The following is a 20,865-nucleotide window of genomic DNA, read 5'->3' on the forward strand; positions in this document are numbered from 1 at the left end:
CTGATATTTATGAAAACGAGATTATTAACTTACCAGCCAGGTAACACTTTTCTTCATCGCACTAATCCTATTGCAAAACTAATTCTTGCTACGAGTGTTGTAATAAGCGTGTTTATTGCTAAACAGTATTCCGCGCTTATTGCGCTTGCAGCTATTATTTTTATTGGCATGGCTTTTACTCGTGTTGTTAAAACATTATCTGGTCTTATTAAAGCTATGTTAATAATTTCTTGCGTAATGTTTTTGCTGCAGACTGTTATTGCTCAAAGTGGCAACTATATTTTCTTGTGGTTCACATTGCACGGCATTGATATTGGTGCAAAAGCTGCTTTGAGATTGTTCTGCTTTGCTTTTCCTCTTGTTACCGTACTAACAGTAACTAAATTAAACGATCTTGCAAATGCTGTAGTCCAATATTTGCATATTCCATATTGTTACGCTTTTACTATAACTACTGCGGTTCGTTTTGTGCCTATTTTTGCGCAAGAAATGTCTCAAATCACAGAAGCTCAAATGGCTCGCGGAGTTGAATACGATAGTAAAAATCCATTTAAAAAATTAAAACTTATGATGCCTCTTATTGTGCCTCTTTTGGTTTCTTCAGTGCGTAAAGCAGATAGTTCTGCACTAGCAGCGGAAGAGCGCGGTTTTTATTTGCGCACACGCAAGTCTTCGTATTACAAATACCCATTCGGATGGCGTGGATTCTTGTCTCTAGTTATTTCTGCACTTATTATTGCTTTACCAATATGCACTTCAATCTTTTTGCCAAATTTAGTATAAAATATTTGTGTAAATCATAAATAAATAAATCATAAATAATTTATGAGGCTTTTGATGAAAAGTGTAAAAATTTGGCTTAAGGGTGCAAGAATTTACACGCTTCCAATAGGCTTAGTTCCTGTTGTTATGGCGTTTGCGGTTTCATTTAGAATGATACGATTTTCGTATTTTGAAGAACCAGTTATGCATCTAGAGCAATGTTTTATACAATTTTTCTTGTGCTGCATGGTTGCTGCGTTTATACAAATCGCCGTCAATTATGCCAATGATTATTGTGACGGATTGAATGGCTTGGATGAGAATCGTAGTTTGCGTGCTTTAAGTAGCAATAATTCAAAACCTTTGTGCGATGTATCTTGGCGCCTTGCAAATGCTGGAATTTCCGCGAAATCTGTGCTTAAAGCCGTAATAATTTCTGCTTTTATTTCTTGTATTTTTGGTTTGATTATTGTTTTGCGAACTGGAATATATTGGTTTATTTTACTTGGAATTGCGTGCTTTGCTGCAGCATGGTTTTATGCAGGAGGTAAACATCCTTACGGTTATAAGGGTTGGGGAGAAGTAAGTGCGTTTGTATTTTTCGGCCCTGTTCCTTTTATTGGTTCGTTATGCGCAATTACATATGGAATTGGTATTCCAGAAACTAGCATATTTATCAATAACAGGCAAAGGATTTTGGCTTGTGTGCTAATATCTTGCATTCCTGGTGCTTATTCGGCTTGCTTAATGATGGTAAACAATCTTCGAGATATTAAAAGCGATAAAGAACATGGAAAAATAACTGCTATGGTTAAAATTGGCGAGCGCAATGGCAGACGTTTATGTGCTGCTATGAGCATTGTTTCTGCTGTTCTTTTGATTGCATATTCTGTTTTGATTATTGCGTTACCTTCAGCAGTGCCGTCAATATGGCGCTTTTATAGTGTTGAAATTTTCCTCAGTTTTAGTGCAATTGTATGCAATTCTTCGTGGCATTTATTTTTTGCTACTTTTCAGTGGATTTTATTGTTAGTTATTATTATTAAAGCCTATAAATTTACTAAATGTGTGCTTATGGGTGACTATAAGGATGCTTTTCCTATGTGCGTTGCTCAGGCAATACTTGGTGCGTTGGCTGTATTATTATCTGCGATTATATAAAATAAGCAAAATAGTGCTAATTGTATGTGCTTGTTCGCGCGTCTTGCAATTCTTATGATATTATTAATTGACACGAACATGGTGCGCATGCGGTATTTTAATGACTTGCAGATTGTGTTATGATGCGCAATTTTCGCTAGTGTTTGTGAGTGTGCCGTTGCGCGAACGCCATGTTAAAGATGCATGGCGATGTTGCCCTGTGAATGTGTGGCAATGAAGTGAGGTTTTGGATATGCCAGGTATGGATGAAAATGAAGGGACAGAGCCAGCAATGCCTGAGGTACTTACTGATGATGAGCTGCGCAAAGCTGCAGATGATGAAGCTGTTCAGCGAGAAGCTAAAGAAAAAAAGGCCAATCATATTCGTACTGTAGTAGTTGCAGAAGATGAATCAGTTAATCGTATGGATTTAGTTGCAATGCTTGAAGATAACGGATATCAAGTTATAGGTCAGGCTGCTAACGGTCAAGAAGCTATTGAGTTGACTCGTGAAAATCATCCAGATGTTGTATGCATGGATGTTAAGATGCCTGTTATGGATGGCATTACTGCCGCTGCAACAATCTGTGATGAGAATATTGCTCCTGTAGTAATGCTCACTGCTTTTTCACAGTCAGATTTAGTAAAACAAGCAACTGGTGCTGGAGCGATGGCGTACGTTACTAAGCCATATGAAGAATCTAAACTTCTTCCTGCTTTGGAAGTTGCTATGGGTCGCTTTAGTGAAATCAACGATTTATTAGATAGTGTTGAGCGTGCAGAAAACAAGTTACACGATGCTGAAGATCAGTTGAAGAAAACAGAAGAAAAGTTGAAGAAAGCTGAAGATACTTTAGAAGAACGTAAGCTTGTAGACCGTGCTAAAGGTCTTCTTATGGATAAGGCTGGATTCTCTGAGCAGGGTGCTTTCCGCTGGATTCAAAAAACTTCTATGGATCAGCGTATCCCTAAGAAGCGTCTTGCAATGGCTATTATTGCAAAGTATAGCGATGATAAAGTAGAATCTTCATCTGAAAATTAGTAGGGTTATATTTATTCATTTTTATATAAGTGCATAGTTATTTATTAGTAATTTACGGAACGTGGGTGAGTAGTCAACAGTGAATACCGACATCGTTGAAGAACATTCTTCGGAACTTAAGAATGAGAAAGGAACGTTGTTGGTTGTCGATGGCCATTCTCTTGCGTTCCGTGCTTTTTTTGCAATATCTGCAGATAATTTTTCTACTCGCTCTGGGCAAGCAACAAATTCCATTTGGGGATTTATTACTATGCTTTCACAGGTTGTAAAAAAAGAGAAGCCTGACCGCTTAGCTATTGCTTTTGACGTTAAAGGTGGAACTTTTAGAAATACTATGCTGCCTCAATATAAAGGTACTCGTGATGCTGCTCCACAGGAGCTTCTTTCGCAGCTTCCTATCATTCAACAGATGCTTAAAGCTCTTGGTGTCACTTATATTGAGAAACCCGGTTATGAAGGTGATGATGTTATTGGCACTCTTGCAGTAATGGGTTCGAATGCCGGTTATAGAACTTTAGTACTTTCTGGCGATCGTGATGCATTCCAACTTATAGATGACAATATTACTGTTTTATATCCAGGACAGCATTTTAAAGACTTAAAAAAAATGGATAAGAATGCTGTTTATGAAAAATATCATGTTACGCCTAAGCAATATCCTGATCTAGCAGCGTTAAGAGGAGAAACTGCAGATAATATTCCAGGAGTTCCAGGTGTTGGAGATGGGTACGCTGCTAAATGGATTAATCAATTCGGCAGCCTAGAAAATATTATTGAACATTCGAATGAGATTAGCGGTAAAAAGGGAGAAGCTTTAAGAGAAAATATTGATCAAGTTCGTTTAAACCGTAAAGTTAATGCTTTAGTTTGCGATTTGGATCTAGGCGTAACTGTAGATGATTTGTGCTTTGGTGATGTTGATGCTGTAAAATTAGGAATCTTGCTGTCTCAACTTGAATTTGGCGAATTAAAAAAGAGAAAGATTCTCAAAACTTTTAGCAACGGTATGCAACAATCTATCGAAAATAATATGCGTATAATGTTTTCGTCTACGTATGAAGGTGACGCTAATAACGATAAGCTAGCTCAAAGTGCTCAATCAAATATTGACGCAGAAAATTTTCAAGAAATGCTAGCAGGCATTGACTTACATCATGTTAAAACTGTAGAGGACTTTATTGATTGGGAGAATTCAGTTTCTTCTTTGCTTTATACAAAAATAAAGAAAGATTCAAAAAATACTGAAGATACTTTTGAAGAATTAAATTCCGAAAAAATTATAAATAATTCTCGTAAATGTGCCGAACCTATACTGAAAAATCAAGAAGTTGTAATATACGCTCATGAGTGCAATAAGAATTCAAAACATCATTTTGAGTTGATTGCAGATTGTTTAATAATTCTTATTGCTAATAAAGCTGCAATATTATATACGACTGATTTGCAATCGTCAGATCAAGCTTTGCTTGAGATGTTACGAAAGTTCTTGCAAAAAAATTCCTCAATAACAGTATTGCATGATTATAAAAAGCATTTGGGATTGCTAAAATCGCTAAAATTATTCGATTCGAATAATTCATTTGGCACTCCACTTCTTGATACTCGATTGGCATCATATTTATTGGAGCCTGATTTTCGAGCTGAAACGTTAGAAAATATGGCTGAACATTATTTAGATATTCAGTCAGATGAAGATAATTTGGGTGAAAATGAAGCTAAGCAGGGTGAGCTTGATCTTCTTATTGACGATGGAATGCCAGCTAGTGAAGAAGAAACTAATGAAAAGCAAACTCAAGCGTGTGAAGCTAAATTCTTAAGAACTACGCTTCTTATTCGTCTTTTGGCTCTTCATTTTGCTTCAACACTTGATGATAGAAAACAAACTGGTTTGATGACTGATTTGGAAATGCCTATTTCGCGAGTTTTGCGTGGCATGGAAGACGTCGGTGCTGCAGTTGATATGCAACGTTTAAGTAGTATGCTTAAGCAATTTTCTGCAGATGCTGAGTTTGCGCAAAATATGGCTTGGAAAGTTGCAGGTAGTTCTGTTAATTTACAAAGCCCTAAGCAGTTGCAACAAATACTTTTTGAGCATTTTGGTCTTAAACCTACTCGTCGCACAAAGAATGGCTCGTACACGACTAATGCCGAAGCTTTGCAAGCTATGTACGTTAAACTCGATCCCGAAGAACCTGCAAGTCAATTCTTGGGTGCTTTACTTAAACATCGCGAAACTAATAAATTGAAACAGATTGTGCAAAGTTTAATTGATGCAGCTCATTATGACGATAGGCGCATCCATACAACTTTTGAGCAGACTATTGCAGCAACTGGTCGTTTAAGTTCTGCTGATCCTAATCTTCAAAATATTCCTAATAGGAATGCTGCTGGTCGTGAAATTCGTGCTGCTTTTGTTCCAGGAGAAGAATTTGAATATTTAATGAGTTGTGATTATTCACAAGTTGAGCTTCGTATTATGGCCCATGCATCTCATGATAAAACTCTTATTGAAGCATTCCGTTCCGGCGTAGATTTTCATAAATATGTTGCTAGCTTAGTTTATAAGATTCCTGTTGAACAAGTAAGTCCGGATCAACGTTCTCACGTAAAAGCTATGAGCTATGGATTGGCATATGGATTGAGTACTTATGGGCTGGCAAAACAACTTTCTATTAGTCCGGCTGAAGCTGAAATGTTGAAGAATAAGTATTTTGATACTTTTGGCAATGTTCATGACTATTTGGAATCTCTTGTGTCGAAGGCAAAAGAACTTGGGTACACAGAAACTATGTTTGGTCGACGTAGGTATTTCCCGCAACTTTCTTCCAATAATCGTGCATCTCGTGAAGCTGCTGAGCGCGGAGCTCTTAATGCTCCAATACAAGGTACTGCCGCAGATATTATGAAACTTGCTATGCTTCGTGTTGATTTGGGATTGCGTGAAGCAAAAGTGCGCAGCCGCGTAATATTGCAAATACATGATGAATTGATTCTGGAAATTTCACATGGTGAGCAAGCGCAGGTAGAAAATATTGTGCGTAAAGCTATGGAAAATGCTGTGCATTTAGATGTTCCTCTTAATGTTTCTACTGGAGTTGGTGTAGATTGGCAACTAGCAGCGCATTAGCACTGCTTAAAGGTAGAAGAAATGATTAGATTAAGCAAAGTAATTGAAGCTATAGAAACATTGTACCCATTAAGCTTTGCTGAAGAGTGGGATGAGCCTGGTCTTATTGTTGGAGACTTGAATTCCCAAATTCAGCGAATCGTATGTGTTAGTGATCCTACGATTAGCGCAGTTGATCGAGCGTTATCAATGGGTGCAAACCTATTAGTGACTCATCATCCGCTATTTTTCAAAGCTGTGCATGGAGTTTCAAACGAAACTGTTCGTGGCGAAATTGTGCAGCGCTTAATTAGTAATAATTGTGCGCTATGGGTTGGTCACACTAATGCAGATGTCGCGTGGCGCGGAGTTGCTCATGCTGCGGCAGAGTATTTTGGTCTTCATAATTTGCGTCCAATTGTTGTTTCTAAACAGATTGATTCTGCTGGACGTAACATTGGCTTAGGCAGAATTGGTGTTTTGGATGTGCCAATATCATTGCGTGATTTTGCGCAAAGTGTTTTTAACGTTCTTCCTCATACAAAAGTTGGTGTTCAAGTTGCTGGAAATCTTGATGCGAAAGTTAGTACAGTAGCTGTTTTGCCTGGTTCTGGGGAAAGCTTGTTAGATGAAGTTCGCAAGGAAAAAGTTGACGTATATGTTACAAGCGATTTGCGTCATCATCCTGCACTTGATGCAATTGAGCGAGCTAAATATGAATCGAAACTGCGTCTTTCTTCTGGTGAAGATTACATTCAACACACATATCCTATGATTATTAACACTTCTCATAGTGCTATTGAATCATTGTGGTTTACTTATGCGATTAATGATATTGCTGATTGCATAGAAGAAATGTATGGAGAGCGTCCAGAAGTTGCTTGGTTAGGTGAAGCTTGCGATCCATGGAATTACGTTATTAATTGAGGCTTTCATTTAAATTCAATCTTTTTTTAAATAACGTCAACATGACGTGAAAACTACTCGAATATATGAGATACTTATATTATGCATATACGACCAGGTTCCATGTATCCGCTTGGCGCAAACTATGATGGCGCTGGCGTGAATTTTGCGCTGTTTTCCGAAGTTGCAAAGCGCGTTGAATTATGTTTATTTGATGAGCATGATAACGAAACACGTATTGATATGACTGAGCAGAACTCATACGTGTGGCATAACTATGTTTCAGGCATACAGCCTGGTCAGCGTTATGGTTATCGTGTTCACGGACCTTATGATCCTTCTCATGGTTTATGGTGTAATCCTCATAAGTTGTTGCTTGACCCATATGCCAAGGCGATTGAAGGAAATATAGACGGTGATGAGAGTCTTTTCTCGTATTGGTTTGATAATCCAGATGATATTTCAGCAATGAATACTTTGGATTCTGCAGACCATACGATGAAGGCTGCAGTTATTAACCCGTATTTTGATTGGGGTAATGATCAGCATCCTATGATTCCGTATCATGATTCTGTTATTTACGAAGCTCATGTTCGTGGAATGACTAATCTTGATAAACGTGTTCCTCCAGATATTAGAGGCACTTATGCTGGACTTGCACATCCAAGCGTTATTTCTTATTTAAGGAAGCTTGGTGTTACTGCAATAGAATTGATGCCTATTCATCAGTTTGTAAATGATTCTTTCTTGCAAAATAAAGGATTAAGTAACTACTGGGGATACAATACTATTGGTTTCTTCGCTCCTCAAAATTCTTACTCCAGTTCTGGTCAGCGCGGAGAGCAGGTTAACGAATTTAAATCAATGGTTAAGGCATATCATGCTGCAGGTATGGAAGTTATTCTAGACGTGGTTTACAATCACACTGCTGAAGGCAATGACCGTGGCCCTACTTTGAGTTTCCGTGGTATTGATAATCGCGCATATTATCGCCTTGTAGATAATGACCAGCGTCACTATTTTGATACTACCGGTACTGGTAATTCCTTACTTATGCGTTCTCCGAAAGCATTGCGATTGATCACAGATAGTTTGCGTTATTGGGTAACTGAAATGCATGTTGATGGCTTCCGTTTCGATTTAGCAGCAACTCTTGCGCGTCAGTTCCAAGAAGTAGATAAACTTTCTGCATTCTTTGACATTATTGAGCAGGATCCTATTATTTCAAGTGTAAAACTTATCGCTGAGCCTTGGGATATTGGTGTTGGTGGATATCAAGTTGGTGGATTCCCTCCAAGTTGGTCCGAATGGAATGGAAGATATCGCGATTGTGTCCGCGACTTTTGGCGTTCACAACCATCTACATTACCTGAATTTGCCAGTAGACTTATGGGTAGCTCAGATTTATATGAGCAAAATGGACGAAAGCCTGTAGCTTCCGTGAACTTTATTACAGCTCACGATGGCTTCACTATGAACGATTTAGTTAGCTATAACGAAAAGCATAATGAAGCTAATAAGGAAGGCAATTGCGATGGTGCGAACGACAATCGTTCGTGGAATTGCGGTGTTGAAGGACCTACTAATATTCACGATGTTAATGAATTGCGTGAACGTCAAATACGTAATTTGTTCTCAACTCTTTTAATGAGCCAGGGCATTCCTATGATATGCGCTGGTGATGAAGTCATGCGTACGCAGAAGGGCAATAACAATGCTTATTGTCAAGATAACGCTATTTCGTGGATAAGTTGGGATTATAACGAAACTCAACGAGATATGTTCGATTTCGTTTCCAAGCTTATTCACTTGCGATTAAAGCACCCTGTGTTGCATCGTCGTCGTTTCTTTACGGGTCGTTCTGCTGGAGATGATGTAAGCGATATTCCACAAGTTGAATGGCTTGATCATAACGGTACTGTTATGGATATGGAGGACTGGTCAAATACTCATGCTTTATCTGTGATGATTTATTTGAATGGTTCGGATATTCCAGAAACTGACTGGTATGGAACGAGAATGGTTGATAATGACTTTATTCTTATTTTTAATGCGCATTATGAACCTATTACTTTTACTTTGCCAGATAAACGTTATGGTGAGAAGTGGAAGTTGATTGTGGACACATATAATCCAAAGGGTCCAGAATTGTTATATGAGGCAGGATTTAATATTGTTGCACAATCTCGTAGTTTCTTGCTTCTTATGAGTGAGCATAAACCAGAACATTAAATATTATGTTTTATTTGTAAAGAATTTCGTGACTTGTAAAAAACTAAAAGCAGCGCAGAAATTTAAGTTTCTACGCTGCTTTTGTTAGTTTAATTATCTTTTGTTCTTATTCTATTTGTGCTTTTGAGCTTCTATTTAATACTAAAGCTTGATTTATTTTTGATTGAAGACGATCGCTTTGCATAGCCGCAACTTGTCGTGAAAATACAATAATCCATCCAAGAAATAGCAGACACGATAATGCTTCAACATTTGTAAGAGTATTATTTCCATGTATCCACTGATTTCCTGCCCACGCAGTAAGAATAACCGCTAAATCGGAAGCAATATAGAATGTGCGAGAAAGCTTAGGCGCAAGCCATGGAAGACATACAAGCATTGTGCAAATTAATCCTGTTACTCCTCGAGCACACAAATCATGTAAGAAAGGATGTGGTGTGTATCTAAAAGTTCCTATTCCAATAAACGATATTCCTCCAAGAATCAGCAAAGCTGCCATAACAGTTGTGCGCATCTTGAAGTATTTAATTAGTTTTTGGCTATTGTGTTGCAGCATTTCATGCTGCGTTGCAACGAATTCAGTAATAGCAAAGTAGCTCGTTATAATAATGCAAATTCCTGACAAAACAAGTGTTGCATTAAACATACTAGCTGCAAATGTTGTGCGGTCTCCAAGTTGAGAGAAATTATTGTTATACCAGTACGGATCATCTGTCGTAAGACCTGCAGTTGCAGCTCCAGAAATAACGAATAATGGCAGGAGAGAAGCCACTGTTTTAGCTTCGAGAAGTTCAGCTTGAATAAGAGTTGCGTATCCAACAATTCCAGATAATGCTGAGCATAATACTGGTAAATAACTGTTCATTGCTGCTCTGCCAATAATACTATTAATAATAGATAGCAAAGCAAAAGACATAAGAAACATTGTCGCGCCGTAAATCGTAGAAAGTGCTGTTATTTCAAACGCATGCTTAGCTACTCGAATTAAGTGATGGCTGATAACTTTTTTATTTGTACGCAAGTATCCAACAATAAAAGCGCCTACGCTGCACAAAGACACAATAGTTGAAGCTGTAAGGAATAGTCGCTGACTAATTTGCCAAAACGCTGGCATTGTTACCATATACATTCTCATAATAATCATTCCACAAGCTGCGCAAACTATGAATGATATTAAGCCCATTGCCTCTGTTCGCTGGAAGCGTCCCATACTTAGCCCCTTTTTCTTCAAACTAATTCTATTGTATCGTTTGGTAGCTAGTAATGAGTTTTGCTAGTTGAATTTTGTAATGAAGAAAAAATTTTCATAATACGTGTGTCGTAATTTGCATTTGTCTGCAAAGTGCGCTATTGTAATTGATTGTGCTTGGAACTGGTAATCAGTTCAAAAGTCTCGGGGTGTAGCGCAGTTTGGTAGCGCGCCTGCTTTGGGAGCAGGATGTCGCAGGTTCGAATCCTGTCACCCCGACTTTTTATATCTAATGAAATATGCGTATTTTTGCTTTTTTATTCTTATTTAGCAGTACATGTTAATCGATAGTATTCATAGTATGAGTGATATTAACGATATTGCAGATTGCACTACTCCTTGGAAAGCACCGTATGCTAATCATCAATTAAAAGCTTATATTGAGGTTCCTGGCAGTAAATCTTTGTCGAATCGTTATTTAATTTTGGCAGCTTTGGGCACAAAATCAGTAGTTTTACAAGGATTATTGCGCTCGCGCGACACGGATCTTATGATTAACGCTTTATCTACATTTGGCGTTAGATGTGAGTCATTAAATGAAGATGGAACTAAGCTTCGTGTAATTCCTCCAGAAGACGGAGTTTTTAGGGTTTCAGATAATGCTGAAGTGTATTGCGGTTTAGCTGGAACTGTAATGCGTTTCGTTGCAGCATTAGCTTTATTTGCAAATAAAGCTGTGCGATTTGATGGCGATAAGCAAGCTTATGCTCGTCCTATGAAGCCAGTTCTTGACGGTTTAGAGCAGCTTGGTGCTCGCGTAAAATATCACGAAGAAGAGGGTTTTTTACCTTTTACTATTACGCCACCTTCAGTCGAATTTAAAATAAATAATTTTTCTGAAAAAATCGTGCAAATTGATTCTTCTTCATCATCACAATTTATTTCTGCGCTGCTTCTGATTGGTTCACGTATTCCTGGTGGATTAGAGCTTAAACATATTGGTGACACATTGCCAAGTATGCCACATATTCGCATGACTATGGACGATATTTGCAAAGCGGGTGGGTCTGTAAATATGACTAGCAACGCAATGTGGCATGTTAAAGAGAGTAAAATAAATCTAGCTAACGTTGTTACTATAGAGCCTGATCTTTCTAATGCTGCGCCATTTTTAGGAGCATCATTGATTGCTGGAGGAAGTGTCAGTATGCCTAATTGGCCGTTTTCTTCAACTCAACCTGGAGGATTGCTTCCTGGAATATTAGAAAAAATGTGTGCAAAAGTTAATTTTGAAAAAACAGGTGATGATGCTGGAATAATGCATGTGGAAAGCGATAGTGCGATTAAAGCAATTCCATATCTTGATTTGAGTGCAGCAGGGGAGATTGCTCCTAGTATTGCAGCTATTCTCGCTTTTGCGGACGGTCCAAGTGAACTTCATGGTATCGCGCATTTGAGAGGGCATGAAACGAATCGTTTGCAAGCGTTAGTTAATGAATTGAATCGAGTTGGGATTGGCGCTAAAGAGCTCGAAGATGGAATTCGTATTGAGCCAAGTAATCATATGCATGGGGAAGTAATGGAAACTTATGCGGATCACAGAATGGCAACTTTTGCTGCAATGCTTGGATTGCGCATAGAAAATATGAGAATCAAAAATATTTCTACTACTCGCAAAACGATTCCTGATTTTCCAGGCATGTGGCATAAAATGCTTGAATAACAAATAATCCCGAGCCTTTTTGACCCGGGATTATTTATATCTATTTATTTGTTTGTTCTACGCAGTTAAGCGCAAACAATTTAGTGCTTGAACTTGTTGCCGTAGCTATCTTCGCCAGCTTCAGCAATAGCTGCAGCCTTGCGTGCGATAGCCAACTCTTCGTTCGTTGGAATTACAGCAATAATCACAGAGCTGTCTGGAGTGGAAATAACGCGTGGCTCCTTAGAACGAACCAAATTCTTTTCCTTATCGAGCTTAACGCCGAATGGCTCAAGCTTTTCGCATACGCGAGCGCGCACGATTTCGTCGTTTTCGCCGACACCAGCTGTGAAGGTAATGACGTCAACGCCGCCCATTTGAGCAGTGTAGTTGCCAATGTATCCAACAATGCGGTGCACGTATACGCCGAGAGCGAGCTTAGCGTTTTCATCGCCTTCTGCGATGAGCTTGTGAATATCACGCAAATCGCCGTGACCAGTCATGCCCATCATGCCGGAACGCTTGTTGAAGAGAGTGTCAAGTTCGTCCACGTTCATGTGAGCGTTGCGAATAAGGTGGAACACTACAGCTGGGTCAATATCGCCAGTGCGACCGCCCATCATTAAGCCTTCGAGTGGAGTTAAGCCCATAGAAGTTTCAACTGGCTTACCAGAAATCTGAGCAGAAGCAGAAGCACCGTTACCAATGTGCAAAACAATCTGCTTCAAACCTTCTGCAGGCTTACCTACAACGCTTGGAACAACAGAGCCAATGTATTCGTGAGAAGTGCCGTGAGCACCATAACGACGAATATGATAGCGGTCTGCAATTTCCTTATTCAAAGCATAAGTTGCTGCAACCTGTGGCAAAGCATGGAAGAAGGAAGAATCGAATACCATAATCTGCGGAACATCTGGCAAAAGTTCAGTCATGACTTCAGCGCCAACAGCTTCTGGGCCGTTGTGAAGTGGAGCCAAAACTGCCAAATCCTTAACCTTATTGATTGTCTTTTCATTGACTAATGCAGGCTTAGGGAATGTTAAGCCACCCTGAACAACGCGGTGACCGACAGCAACAATGCCAGACTCTGAAAGCTTTGGACCATATTCTTCGAAGAATCCAAGTACGCGCTTCAAGCCCTGCTCGTGGTCGTGAACTGGCTCATCGAACTCATGCTTTTCGCTATTGAATACGTGCTTGTAGTGTCCGTCAACTGGCTCGCCAATCTTCTCAACGATGCCGGAAGCGATACCTTCACCGCTTTCCAAGTCAACGAGTTGATACTTAATCGAACTGGAACCAGAATTGATAACAAGAACGGTTTTTGCCATGTGGGCATCCTCCATAAGTATTGATAAGGCTTATAAATTGCCACGCTCTAGTTTAGCGTTAAGTTCCTACAAACTTAAAGATATTGAGTGCAATGCAATACCTAAAAATCGTGTATGCACTGTGGTGCTGTTTTAGGAGCTTTATTATGTTTATTCTGATTGTGCTTCTAACGCGGTTAAAGCAACGGTATTAATAATATCTTGTACTAAAGCTCCTCTAGACAAATCATTTACAGGCTTATTTAATCCTTGCAAAATTGGACCAACAGCCAGTGCTCCGCTAGAGCGTTGCACGGCTTTATAAGCGATATTTCCTGCGCATAAATCAGGGAATACAAATACATTCACATGACCAGCAATACTATTATTTTTTGCTTTTGCTGCAGCAACTGTAGGAGACCATGCTGCATCAAACTGTATAGATCCAACAATTGCTAAATCAGGTGCTTTTTCTTTCGCAATGCGTGTTGCTTCCTCTACAGTATCAACATCTGGCCCTTTTCCTGAACCAAGCGTTGAATAGGATAGCATTCCAACTTTAGGGTTGAGTCCGAAAGTCTCAGCAGTGTGTGCAGACTGAATAGCAATATCAGCAAGCTGTTCTGCACTAGGATTTGGGTTGATTGCACAATCTGCAAATACAGATACGTGATCTTTGAAGCACATAAGAAATGCTCCAGAAACCAGCTTAGAACCAGGCTTAGTTTTGATAACTTGAAGAGCAGGACGTACAGTGTTAGCGGTTGAATTAACTGAACCAGAAACAAGACCGTCTGCTTGACCTAGTACTACTAGCATGGTGCCGAAGTAGCTTGCATCTGTTAATTGTTCACGCGCTTGCTTTTCTGTCATTCCTTTCTTTGCTCTTAATTCGCAAAGTTTTGTAATCATATGGCTTAGCATTGCCTCATCGTGCATAGATTGGAAACTAGCCTTGCAAAGAGAATTGAGATTTAGTTCTTCTGCTCGAGCAAGAATAGATTCGCGTTCTCCAATGATAATTAGATTTACAATATCACGTTCTAGCAAATAGTTTGCTGCTTTAAGAATACGATCTTCTTCTCCTTCCGGAAGAACTATAGTTTTCTTATTTTCTTTTGCTTTCCCTAATAAACTGTATTGGAAAGCATAAGGTGTAGTTGGAACTTTAAATGGTTGGTGGAGAGCATTAAGAACATCATTTTCTCGAACGCAATTTACGAATGTTTCTAATGAAGAATTTTTAGTTTCTTCATCTATTGATGGCAAAACCCATAATGGAGTTTGGCTTACTCGGGATGCTTCGTCGTTTGAGTTTGCATAATTCCTAGAGCTATAGTCACGCATTAACTCAGCTCCAAGTTCTGGATCGCAGTTTGTAACAAATACTCCTAAAACTTGTGTGCATGATTTAAGAACACAAGCATTTGCAGAATCTATAGTTTGTAAAATTTGTTGTGAGTTTCTGCCTTGAGCTGAAACTGTGAGAAAAACAGGTGATGCCAAGTCAGCTGCAACAGTTGCGTCGAAAGAAAACAGTTCTGGATCATATGCTGGGTTTGCGTCACTAGAAACAATAATAGAAGCTTGAGCAGAGGTGGATTGCAACAATTCGTTATAGCGCGCAACGATATCTCCTCGCACTGTGTCTTTATTTGTTCTAACTATTTCTGGAGTTGTTGCAATAACTTGCTCTAATTTCGTTGAAGTATTTGTGATACCCAAAAGTTGTTTAGTAAAAGTGTCATTTGGTTGAGCGCATGGACGAAAAACAGTAGTGCTGTAGTTATTAGACAGAATATGTGTTATTCCGAATGCAACAGCATTTCTGCCGTACATATCTTCGTTGCCGATAATTGTTACATTAATATGCGACACGATGCGTTCTCCTTTGATACTTCGTGTTACTGCTAGGTTTATATTGTTAATGTAAGTTTTGCATTTTGCAATATAAACAAACTTTTTCTATTGTACGGCTTATCTATGTTGTACACGCACAAAATAGTAATTATAAATGTAATTTATTTTGCATATAACTAGTTTTATTGCATTGTTTGTTTTAATACACAAAACGGGAGCCAATCTTTCGATTGACTCCCGAAATGTTTTAGCTAACCAATTTTAGCTTTATCAGCTTAAAACTACTCGTTATCGCCTGCGGTTGCAGCGGTAGCGGTGACAGCGCCTGGCTTATCGGTCTTAACGCCTGGCCATACCCAATCGGTGTAGTCTGGGTGATCAAGACCCTTGTCGACTGCATACTGGAAGGCTTCGAGGCGGAAGTCCTCGAGCTTCTTGATTTCGTCGGCATACTTAGCGGCGTCAACCATGCGCAATGCTTCAGCGGTAAGCTCGTAACGATCCATGTCGTTCACACGAACCATATCGTATGGCGTTGTGGTGGAGCCCTGCTCCTTGTAGCCATGAACGTTGAAGTTATCGTGGTTTGGACGATCATAAATCAAGCCGCGAACGTCATGTGCATAGGAGTGATAAGCGAAGAGGACTGGCTTGTCAGCAGTGAAGAGCTCAGTGAACTCTTCGTCAGTCAAAGCTTCGTTGTTTTCCTTAGCGGACTGCAACTTGAGCAAGTCAACAACGTTAACAACCTTGAACTTAACGCCAAGCTTGTTCAACTTGTCGGCAGCTGCCATCAATTCCTGCTGTGGAACATCGCCAACACCAGCGAGAACAACCTGAACTTCGTCATTGTTCTTAGCGTTGGAAGCCCACTTCCACTCAGCAGCACCCTTCTCGAGCTCTTCGCGAGCTTCGTCGAGAGTCAACCAAGTAGCAGCTGGCTGCTTACCAGCGAAGATAGCATTAATCATGTTGGTGGACTTGTAAGCCTTTTCAGCAACAGCAAGCAACATGTTGGAATCTACTGGGAAGTAAATGCCGATTACGTGATCGTTGTTGAAGGTCTTGTTCAAGAGCACGGAGGTTACGCCTGGATCCTGGTGCGAGAAGCCGTTGTGATCCTGACGCCATACGTGAGAGGACACCAACAAGTTCACAGAGGAGATTGGCTTACGCCATGGGATCTCACGAACGGTAGCCTCAAGCCACTTTGCGTGCTGGTTCAACATGGAGTCGATAACGTGTACGAAGGACTCGTAGGAGCTCCAGATGCCGTGACGACCGGTGAGCAAGTAACCTTCGAGGAAGCCTTCCATCTGATGCTCGGAAAGCTGCTCGGTGACCTGACCGGTAACAGCCATGTGCTCATCGACTAAGCCGGAGAGATAGCCAGCATCCCACTGCTTGTTGGTTACTTCGTAAGCAGCCTGCAAACGGTTGGAAGCAGTCTCATCTGGTCCGAAGATACGGAAGGAATCTGGGTTGTTCTTGATGATGTCACGAGTGTAAACGCCAAGACGACGGGTAGCTTCGAGCTGACCCCAGCCGTGACCGAATTCCTTAACTTCCTTGACTTCGTAATCCTCAAGCTTTGGAAGCTTCAAATCTTCACGAATACGACCACCGTTGGCGTTTGGATTTTCACCAATGCGGAGTTCGCCCTTTGGCATGAAGGAAAGAACGTCTTCCTTCACAGCGCCCTTTTCATCGAAGAGCTCTTCAGGCTTGTAGGACTTCATCCAGTTCTTCAAAACCTCGAAGTGAGCTTCGGTATCGCGAGCAGATGCCAGTGGCACCTGGTGTGCACGCCAAGAACCTTCGGTCTTCTTGCCATCGATGAACTTCGGGCAGGTCCAACCCTTTGGAGTGCGGAAGATAATCATCGGGTAGTAAGGACGAGTTACATCGTTAGTCTGAGCCTCAGCCTTAATATCGCAAATTTCATCGAAGATAGTTTCGAACATGTCAGCAAAGCGACGGTGGATGGACATATGATCCTCATCGTCGAAGCCAGCAACGAACTCGTATGGTTCATAACCCATGCCGTGGAAGAACTCATGAAGCTCCTCATCGGAAATACGGGAAAGAATTGTTGGGTTAGCGATCTTATAGCCATTCAAGTGCAAGATTGGAAGCACGATACCATCGGTACGTGGGTTCACAAGCTTGTTGGACTGCCAACCGGTAGCCAAAGGACCGGTCTCAGCTTCACCATCGCCAACGATTGCTGGAACGAACAAGCTTGGGTTGTTCATAACAGCGCCGTAAGCGTGGGAGAGTGCATAACCAAGCTCGCCACCTTCGTGGATGGAGCCTGGGGTTTCAGGAGCGAAGTGAGAAGGAATACCGCCTGGGTAAGAGAACTGGCGGAAGAACTTCTGCAAACCAGCTTCGTCCTTTGTAATCTTTGGATAGTACTCAGTGTAAGTACCGTCGAGGTAGGACTGAGCAGTACCAGCTGGGCCGCCGTGGCCTGGACCCATGATAATCACGGTATTCTGCTGGTGGTCAGCAATGAAACGGTTGATGTGGCCAATAAGGAAGTTAAGACCTGGAGTGGTGCCCCAGTGGCCCACCAGACGATGCTTAACGTCTTCGCGAGTGAACGGCTCCTTCATTAGAGGGTTGCTGCGAAGATAAATTTGGCCAATTGCAAGATAGTTGGCAACGCGCCAGTACTTGTCTACGCCTTCGATAGCTGCCTCGGAAACTGGAGCGTTGAGCTTCTTCCAAGGTGTGCCAATAACAGGACTCGTCATGTGTACTCCTGTACTCAAGCACTTTTCAGTGCAATTTGATCATTACCATTTGGTTATAGAGACTGGAAAACAAATGTATTACAGCTCTTTTTCCATCCGTTTCAGTATAGTGCCAGCGTCTGACTTTTGTTCGTTTGGTTACTTCTTCGTGCATTTGTGTTGAAAAAATGTGTGATTATGTGCGTAAAAAATGAGCCATTTGTATAGATTATGTTATATTTAATGTTCATTTTATACTTTATAGTTAAGCGTTTCGCACAAAAATCTGTCAACGTTATTTTGCAGTGTTAGACTGTACGTGTAACTTTTGTGTTTAATTTTCGGCGTTTTGTAATTACGTAACGTCGCAAAGTTTCACTATTATAAGTTGAATCGTATTAGAACTTATATATAAGGAGAATCATGGCAAAAGGACCAGTGCTTGTCGTTGATTTTGGCGCTCAATACGCTCAGCTTATTGCTCGTCGAGTGCGCGAAGCAAATGTGTATTCAGAACTTGTTCCTCACTCTATGCCAGTTGACGAAATGCTTGCTAAGGATCCTCAAGCTATTATTCTTTCAGGTGGTCCTGCTTCTGTTTATGAACCAGGTGCTCCTGACATTGATCCAAAGATTTTTGAAGCAGGTGTACCGGTTCTTGGTATTTGCTATGGCTTCCAGGTAATGGCTCATGAGCTTGGTGGCGATGTCGATAAAGCTGCACTTGGTGAGTATGGCAAGACTGCTGCAACTATTGATGATTCTGAAGGTTTACTTTCCGGATCTCCATCTGCGCAGAATACTTGGATGAGTCACGGTGTTGCTGTTAAGCGTGCTCCAGAAGGTTTTACGGTCTTGGCTCACACAGAAGGTGCTCCAGTTGCAGCAATGCAAGACGAAAGTCGCAAACTTTACGGTGTGCAATGGCATCCAGAAGTTAAACACACTCCATTGGGTCAGGAACTTATATCTACATTCTTACATAAGTGTGCAGGATTAGATAATAATTGGAATCCTTCTAACATTATTGAAGATCAGGTTGCTAAGATTCGCGCAGAAGTTGGGAATGCACAAGTTATTTGTGGTCTTTCTGGTGGCGTAGATTCTGCTGTTGCTGCAGCATTGGTGCATAAAGCAATTGGCAATCAGCTTACTTGCGTTTTTGTTGACCACGGTTTGCTTCGTAAAGGCGAAGTTGAGCAGGTTAAGCATGATTTTGTTGAAGCAACAGGCATTAAACTTATTGCAGTTGATGCAGAAGATGACTTTTTGAACGCACTTAAAGGCGTGAGTGAGCCGGAGCGCAAGCGCAAGATTATTGGCGAAAAGTTTATACGCACTTTTGAAAAAGCTCAGCGTCAAGTTATTGAAGAAGCTGGTAAAACTGGAGCTGAAGTTAAGTTCCTTGTGCAAGGCACACTTTACCCGGATGTAGTTGAGTCCGGTGGTGGTGATGGTGCTGCAAATATCAAATCTCATCACAATGTTGGAGGTTTGCCAAAAGATTTGAAGTTTAAGCTTATTGAACCTTTGCGTACTTTGTTTAAGGATGAAGTTCGTGCTATTGGAACTGAGCTTGGACTTCCAGATGAAATTGTTTGGCGTCAGCCATTCCCGGGTCCTGGTTTAGGTATTCGTATTGTGGGTGAGATTACACGCGAACGCTTAGCTGTTCTTCGTGAAGCAGATGCTATTGCGCGCGAAGAGCTCTCTAAAGCTGGATTGGATCGCGATATTTGGCAATGCCCAGTTGTTTTGCTTGCTGATGTTCATTCTGTTGGTGTTCAGGGTGATGAGCGCACATATGGTTCTCCAATTGTTTTGCGTCCTGTGAGCTCTGAGGATGCCATGACAGCTGATTGGTCTCGTGTGCCTTACGATGTATTGGCAAATATTTCTACTCGAATCACGAATGAATGTCGTCAAATTAATCGTGTAGTGCTTGATGTAACTTCTAAGCCGCCTGCCACGATTGAGTGGGAGTGACCGTCAAAGTAAATATGTAATCTGTAACGATTATTTAAGTCTTCTTAAATTAAGATTATATAAATTAATTTGTTTATAACTGAAATAGATTGTCAATGACTTTCAAAAGTAGCATGCTTAATTTTAGAAGTTTTATTTTATGAGTCGCGTTTACTATTACCAGTGTGTTTTTAAAATGACGTGGATATGTGTGCCCCTTTCCTATAAATGTTTAGAAAAGGGGCACATGTAGTATCAGAGTGAGTTGCAGAAAGTATATCTGTTAATGATTTTGTATTGTAACTTTTTCATTTCTTATTTGATGTATCATGATTATAATTAGTTCTGTATTGGTAAAGATCTTGGATAATACGTATCAATTAATAGATATTTATCTATAATCTATAGATTGAATTATTGTTTATATTTGTTGTTTAAATATTATGATTCTTTGTTTGCTGTTTTGCAAAAGTAATATGAAAAGTTTTTTATACTCTTATAAATGGGAGTTTTCAATAAAAGTTGTCTTTTGTCTGGTCCTCATCGAATTTTTTTCGCCTATAATCCGAGTTGTGTGCACGGATCATTAATAGTTGGTGTTTTACTCTAGAGGTTTTTATTTTGCAAAGACATAGGCTATGACAAACTTAGCTATTCCTGTATTGTTTGAAGAGGATCCCTAACGTTGTTGAGTGGTGAAGTTATTTGTAGATATGTTTTAAAAGCTATCATTTTAGTATGAGGAATGTTTATGATGCTGTGTATTCAATAGCCTAGGTGAGTTGCATGTATCAAAAACTAACATGAAGATATATATCTTATGCATAGAACTACATGTACCCTATAGTGGACAAAATATGCATGTTGATGGATAGGCACTTTTATATTTGTGATTATTAAATTGTCCTAAGTA

The 20,865-nt window shown here is 40.2% G+C and carries 12 protein-coding genes and 1 tRNA gene; 9 read left to right on the plus strand and 4 right to left on the minus strand.

Going from position 1 to position 20,865, the window contains the following annotated elements:
• The first annotated feature begins 9 nt into the window (after nucleotides 1-9).
• The 6 genes from HXT37_RS03175 to glgX all read left to right on the plus strand — a co-directional run bounded on the left by HXT37_RS03175 (nucleotide 10) and on the right by glgX (nucleotide 9,188).
• A complete protein-coding gene (locus HXT37_RS03175) occupies nucleotides 10-783 on the plus strand; it encodes an energy-coupling factor transporter transmembrane component T family protein (protein WP_004111322.1) in 774 nt (257 codons plus the stop codon).
• Between the two features lie 54 nt (nucleotides 784-837).
• On the plus strand, nucleotides 838-1,923 hold the full coding sequence (menA, locus tag HXT37_RS03180) for a 1,4-dihydroxy-2-naphthoate octaprenyltransferase (protein WP_033888750.1): 1,086 nt from the start codon (nucleotides 838-840) through the stop codon (nucleotides 1,921-1,923).
• Nucleotides 1,924-2,155: 232 nt separating this feature from the next.
• Entirely contained in the window at nucleotides 2,156-2,944 is a 789-nt protein-coding gene (locus tag HXT37_RS03185) for an ANTAR domain-containing response regulator (protein ID WP_004111325.1), read from the plus strand.
• A 79-nt stretch (nucleotides 2,945-3,023) separates the two neighbouring features.
• Nucleotides 3,024-6,071 (plus strand): DNA polymerase I, encoded by a 3,048-nt coding sequence (polA, locus tag HXT37_RS03190; protein ID WP_421779748.1) that lies wholly within the window; start codon nucleotides 3,024-3,026, stop codon nucleotides 6,069-6,071.
• Nucleotides 6,072-6,092: 21 nt separating this feature from the next.
• The gene (locus HXT37_RS03195) at nucleotides 6,093-6,977 is read left to right on the plus strand and encodes a Nif3-like dinuclear metal center hexameric protein (RefSeq protein ID WP_102703026.1); all 885 of its coding nucleotides are present in this window, start codon (nucleotides 6,093-6,095) and stop codon (nucleotides 6,975-6,977) included.
• Between the two features lie 81 nt (nucleotides 6,978-7,058).
• Nucleotides 7,059-9,188 (plus strand): glycogen debranching protein GlgX, encoded by a 2,130-nt coding sequence (glgX, locus tag HXT37_RS03200; protein WP_012914065.1) that lies wholly within the window; start codon nucleotides 7,059-7,061, stop codon nucleotides 9,186-9,188.
• Between the two features lie 106 nt (nucleotides 9,189-9,294).
• Here the strand turns inward: glgX and HXT37_RS03205 are convergent, their stop codons facing one another.
• The gene (locus HXT37_RS03205) at nucleotides 9,295-10,398 is read right to left on the minus strand and encodes a hypothetical protein (protein ID WP_012914066.1); all 1,104 of its coding nucleotides are present in this window, start codon (nucleotides 10,396-10,398) and stop codon (nucleotides 9,295-9,297) included.
• Nucleotides 10,399-10,582: 184 nt separating this feature from the next.
• Between HXT37_RS03205 and HXT37_RS03210 the strand changes: the two genes are divergently transcribed.
• Nucleotides 10,583-10,656 (plus strand) — tRNA-Pro (locus HXT37_RS03210).
• 82 nt (nucleotides 10,657-10,738) lie between these two features.
• Nucleotides 10,739-12,100, plus strand: coding sequence for a 3-phosphoshikimate 1-carboxyvinyltransferase (gene aroA / locus HXT37_RS03215; protein ID WP_064621524.1), 1,362 nt, complete (start codon nucleotides 10,739-10,741; stop codon nucleotides 12,098-12,100).
• 80 nt (nucleotides 12,101-12,180) lie between these two features.
• On the opposite strand, the gene HXT37_RS03220 is transcribed toward aroA, so the two are convergent.
• From HXT37_RS03220 to HXT37_RS03230, 3 genes are all read right to left on the minus strand, one after another.
• Nucleotides 12,181-13,410 carry an acetate/propionate family kinase gene (locus HXT37_RS03220; RefSeq protein ID WP_162863123.1) on the minus strand — a complete coding sequence of 410 codons (1,230 nt, stop codon included), beginning with the start codon at nucleotides 13,408-13,410 and terminating at the stop codon, nucleotides 12,181-12,183.
• A gap of 150 nt (nucleotides 13,411-13,560) precedes the next feature.
• Nucleotides 13,561-15,267 (minus strand): phosphate acetyltransferase, encoded by a 1,707-nt coding sequence (gene pta, locus HXT37_RS03225; protein WP_102703028.1) that lies wholly within the window; start codon nucleotides 15,265-15,267, stop codon nucleotides 13,561-13,563.
• 263 nt (nucleotides 15,268-15,530) lie between these two features.
• The gene (locus tag HXT37_RS03230) at nucleotides 15,531-18,008 is read right to left on the minus strand and encodes a phosphoketolase (protein WP_004111342.1); all 2,478 of its coding nucleotides are present in this window, start codon (nucleotides 18,006-18,008) and stop codon (nucleotides 15,531-15,533) included.
• 402 nt (nucleotides 18,009-18,410) lie between these two features.
• On the opposite strand from HXT37_RS03230, the gene guaA reads away from it, so the two are divergent.
• The gene (gene guaA, locus HXT37_RS03235) at nucleotides 18,411-19,973 is read left to right on the plus strand and encodes a glutamine-hydrolyzing GMP synthase (RefSeq protein ID WP_064621521.1); all 1,563 of its coding nucleotides are present in this window, start codon (nucleotides 18,411-18,413) and stop codon (nucleotides 19,971-19,973) included.
• Nucleotides 19,974-20,865: the final 892 nt, after the last annotated feature.

This window comes from Gardnerella sp. DNF01151 (genome assembly GCF_049244235.1).
In the GTDB taxonomy this organism is placed as follows: domain Bacteria; phylum Actinomycetota; class Actinomycetes; order Actinomycetales; family Bifidobacteriaceae; genus Bifidobacterium; species Bifidobacterium swidsinskii.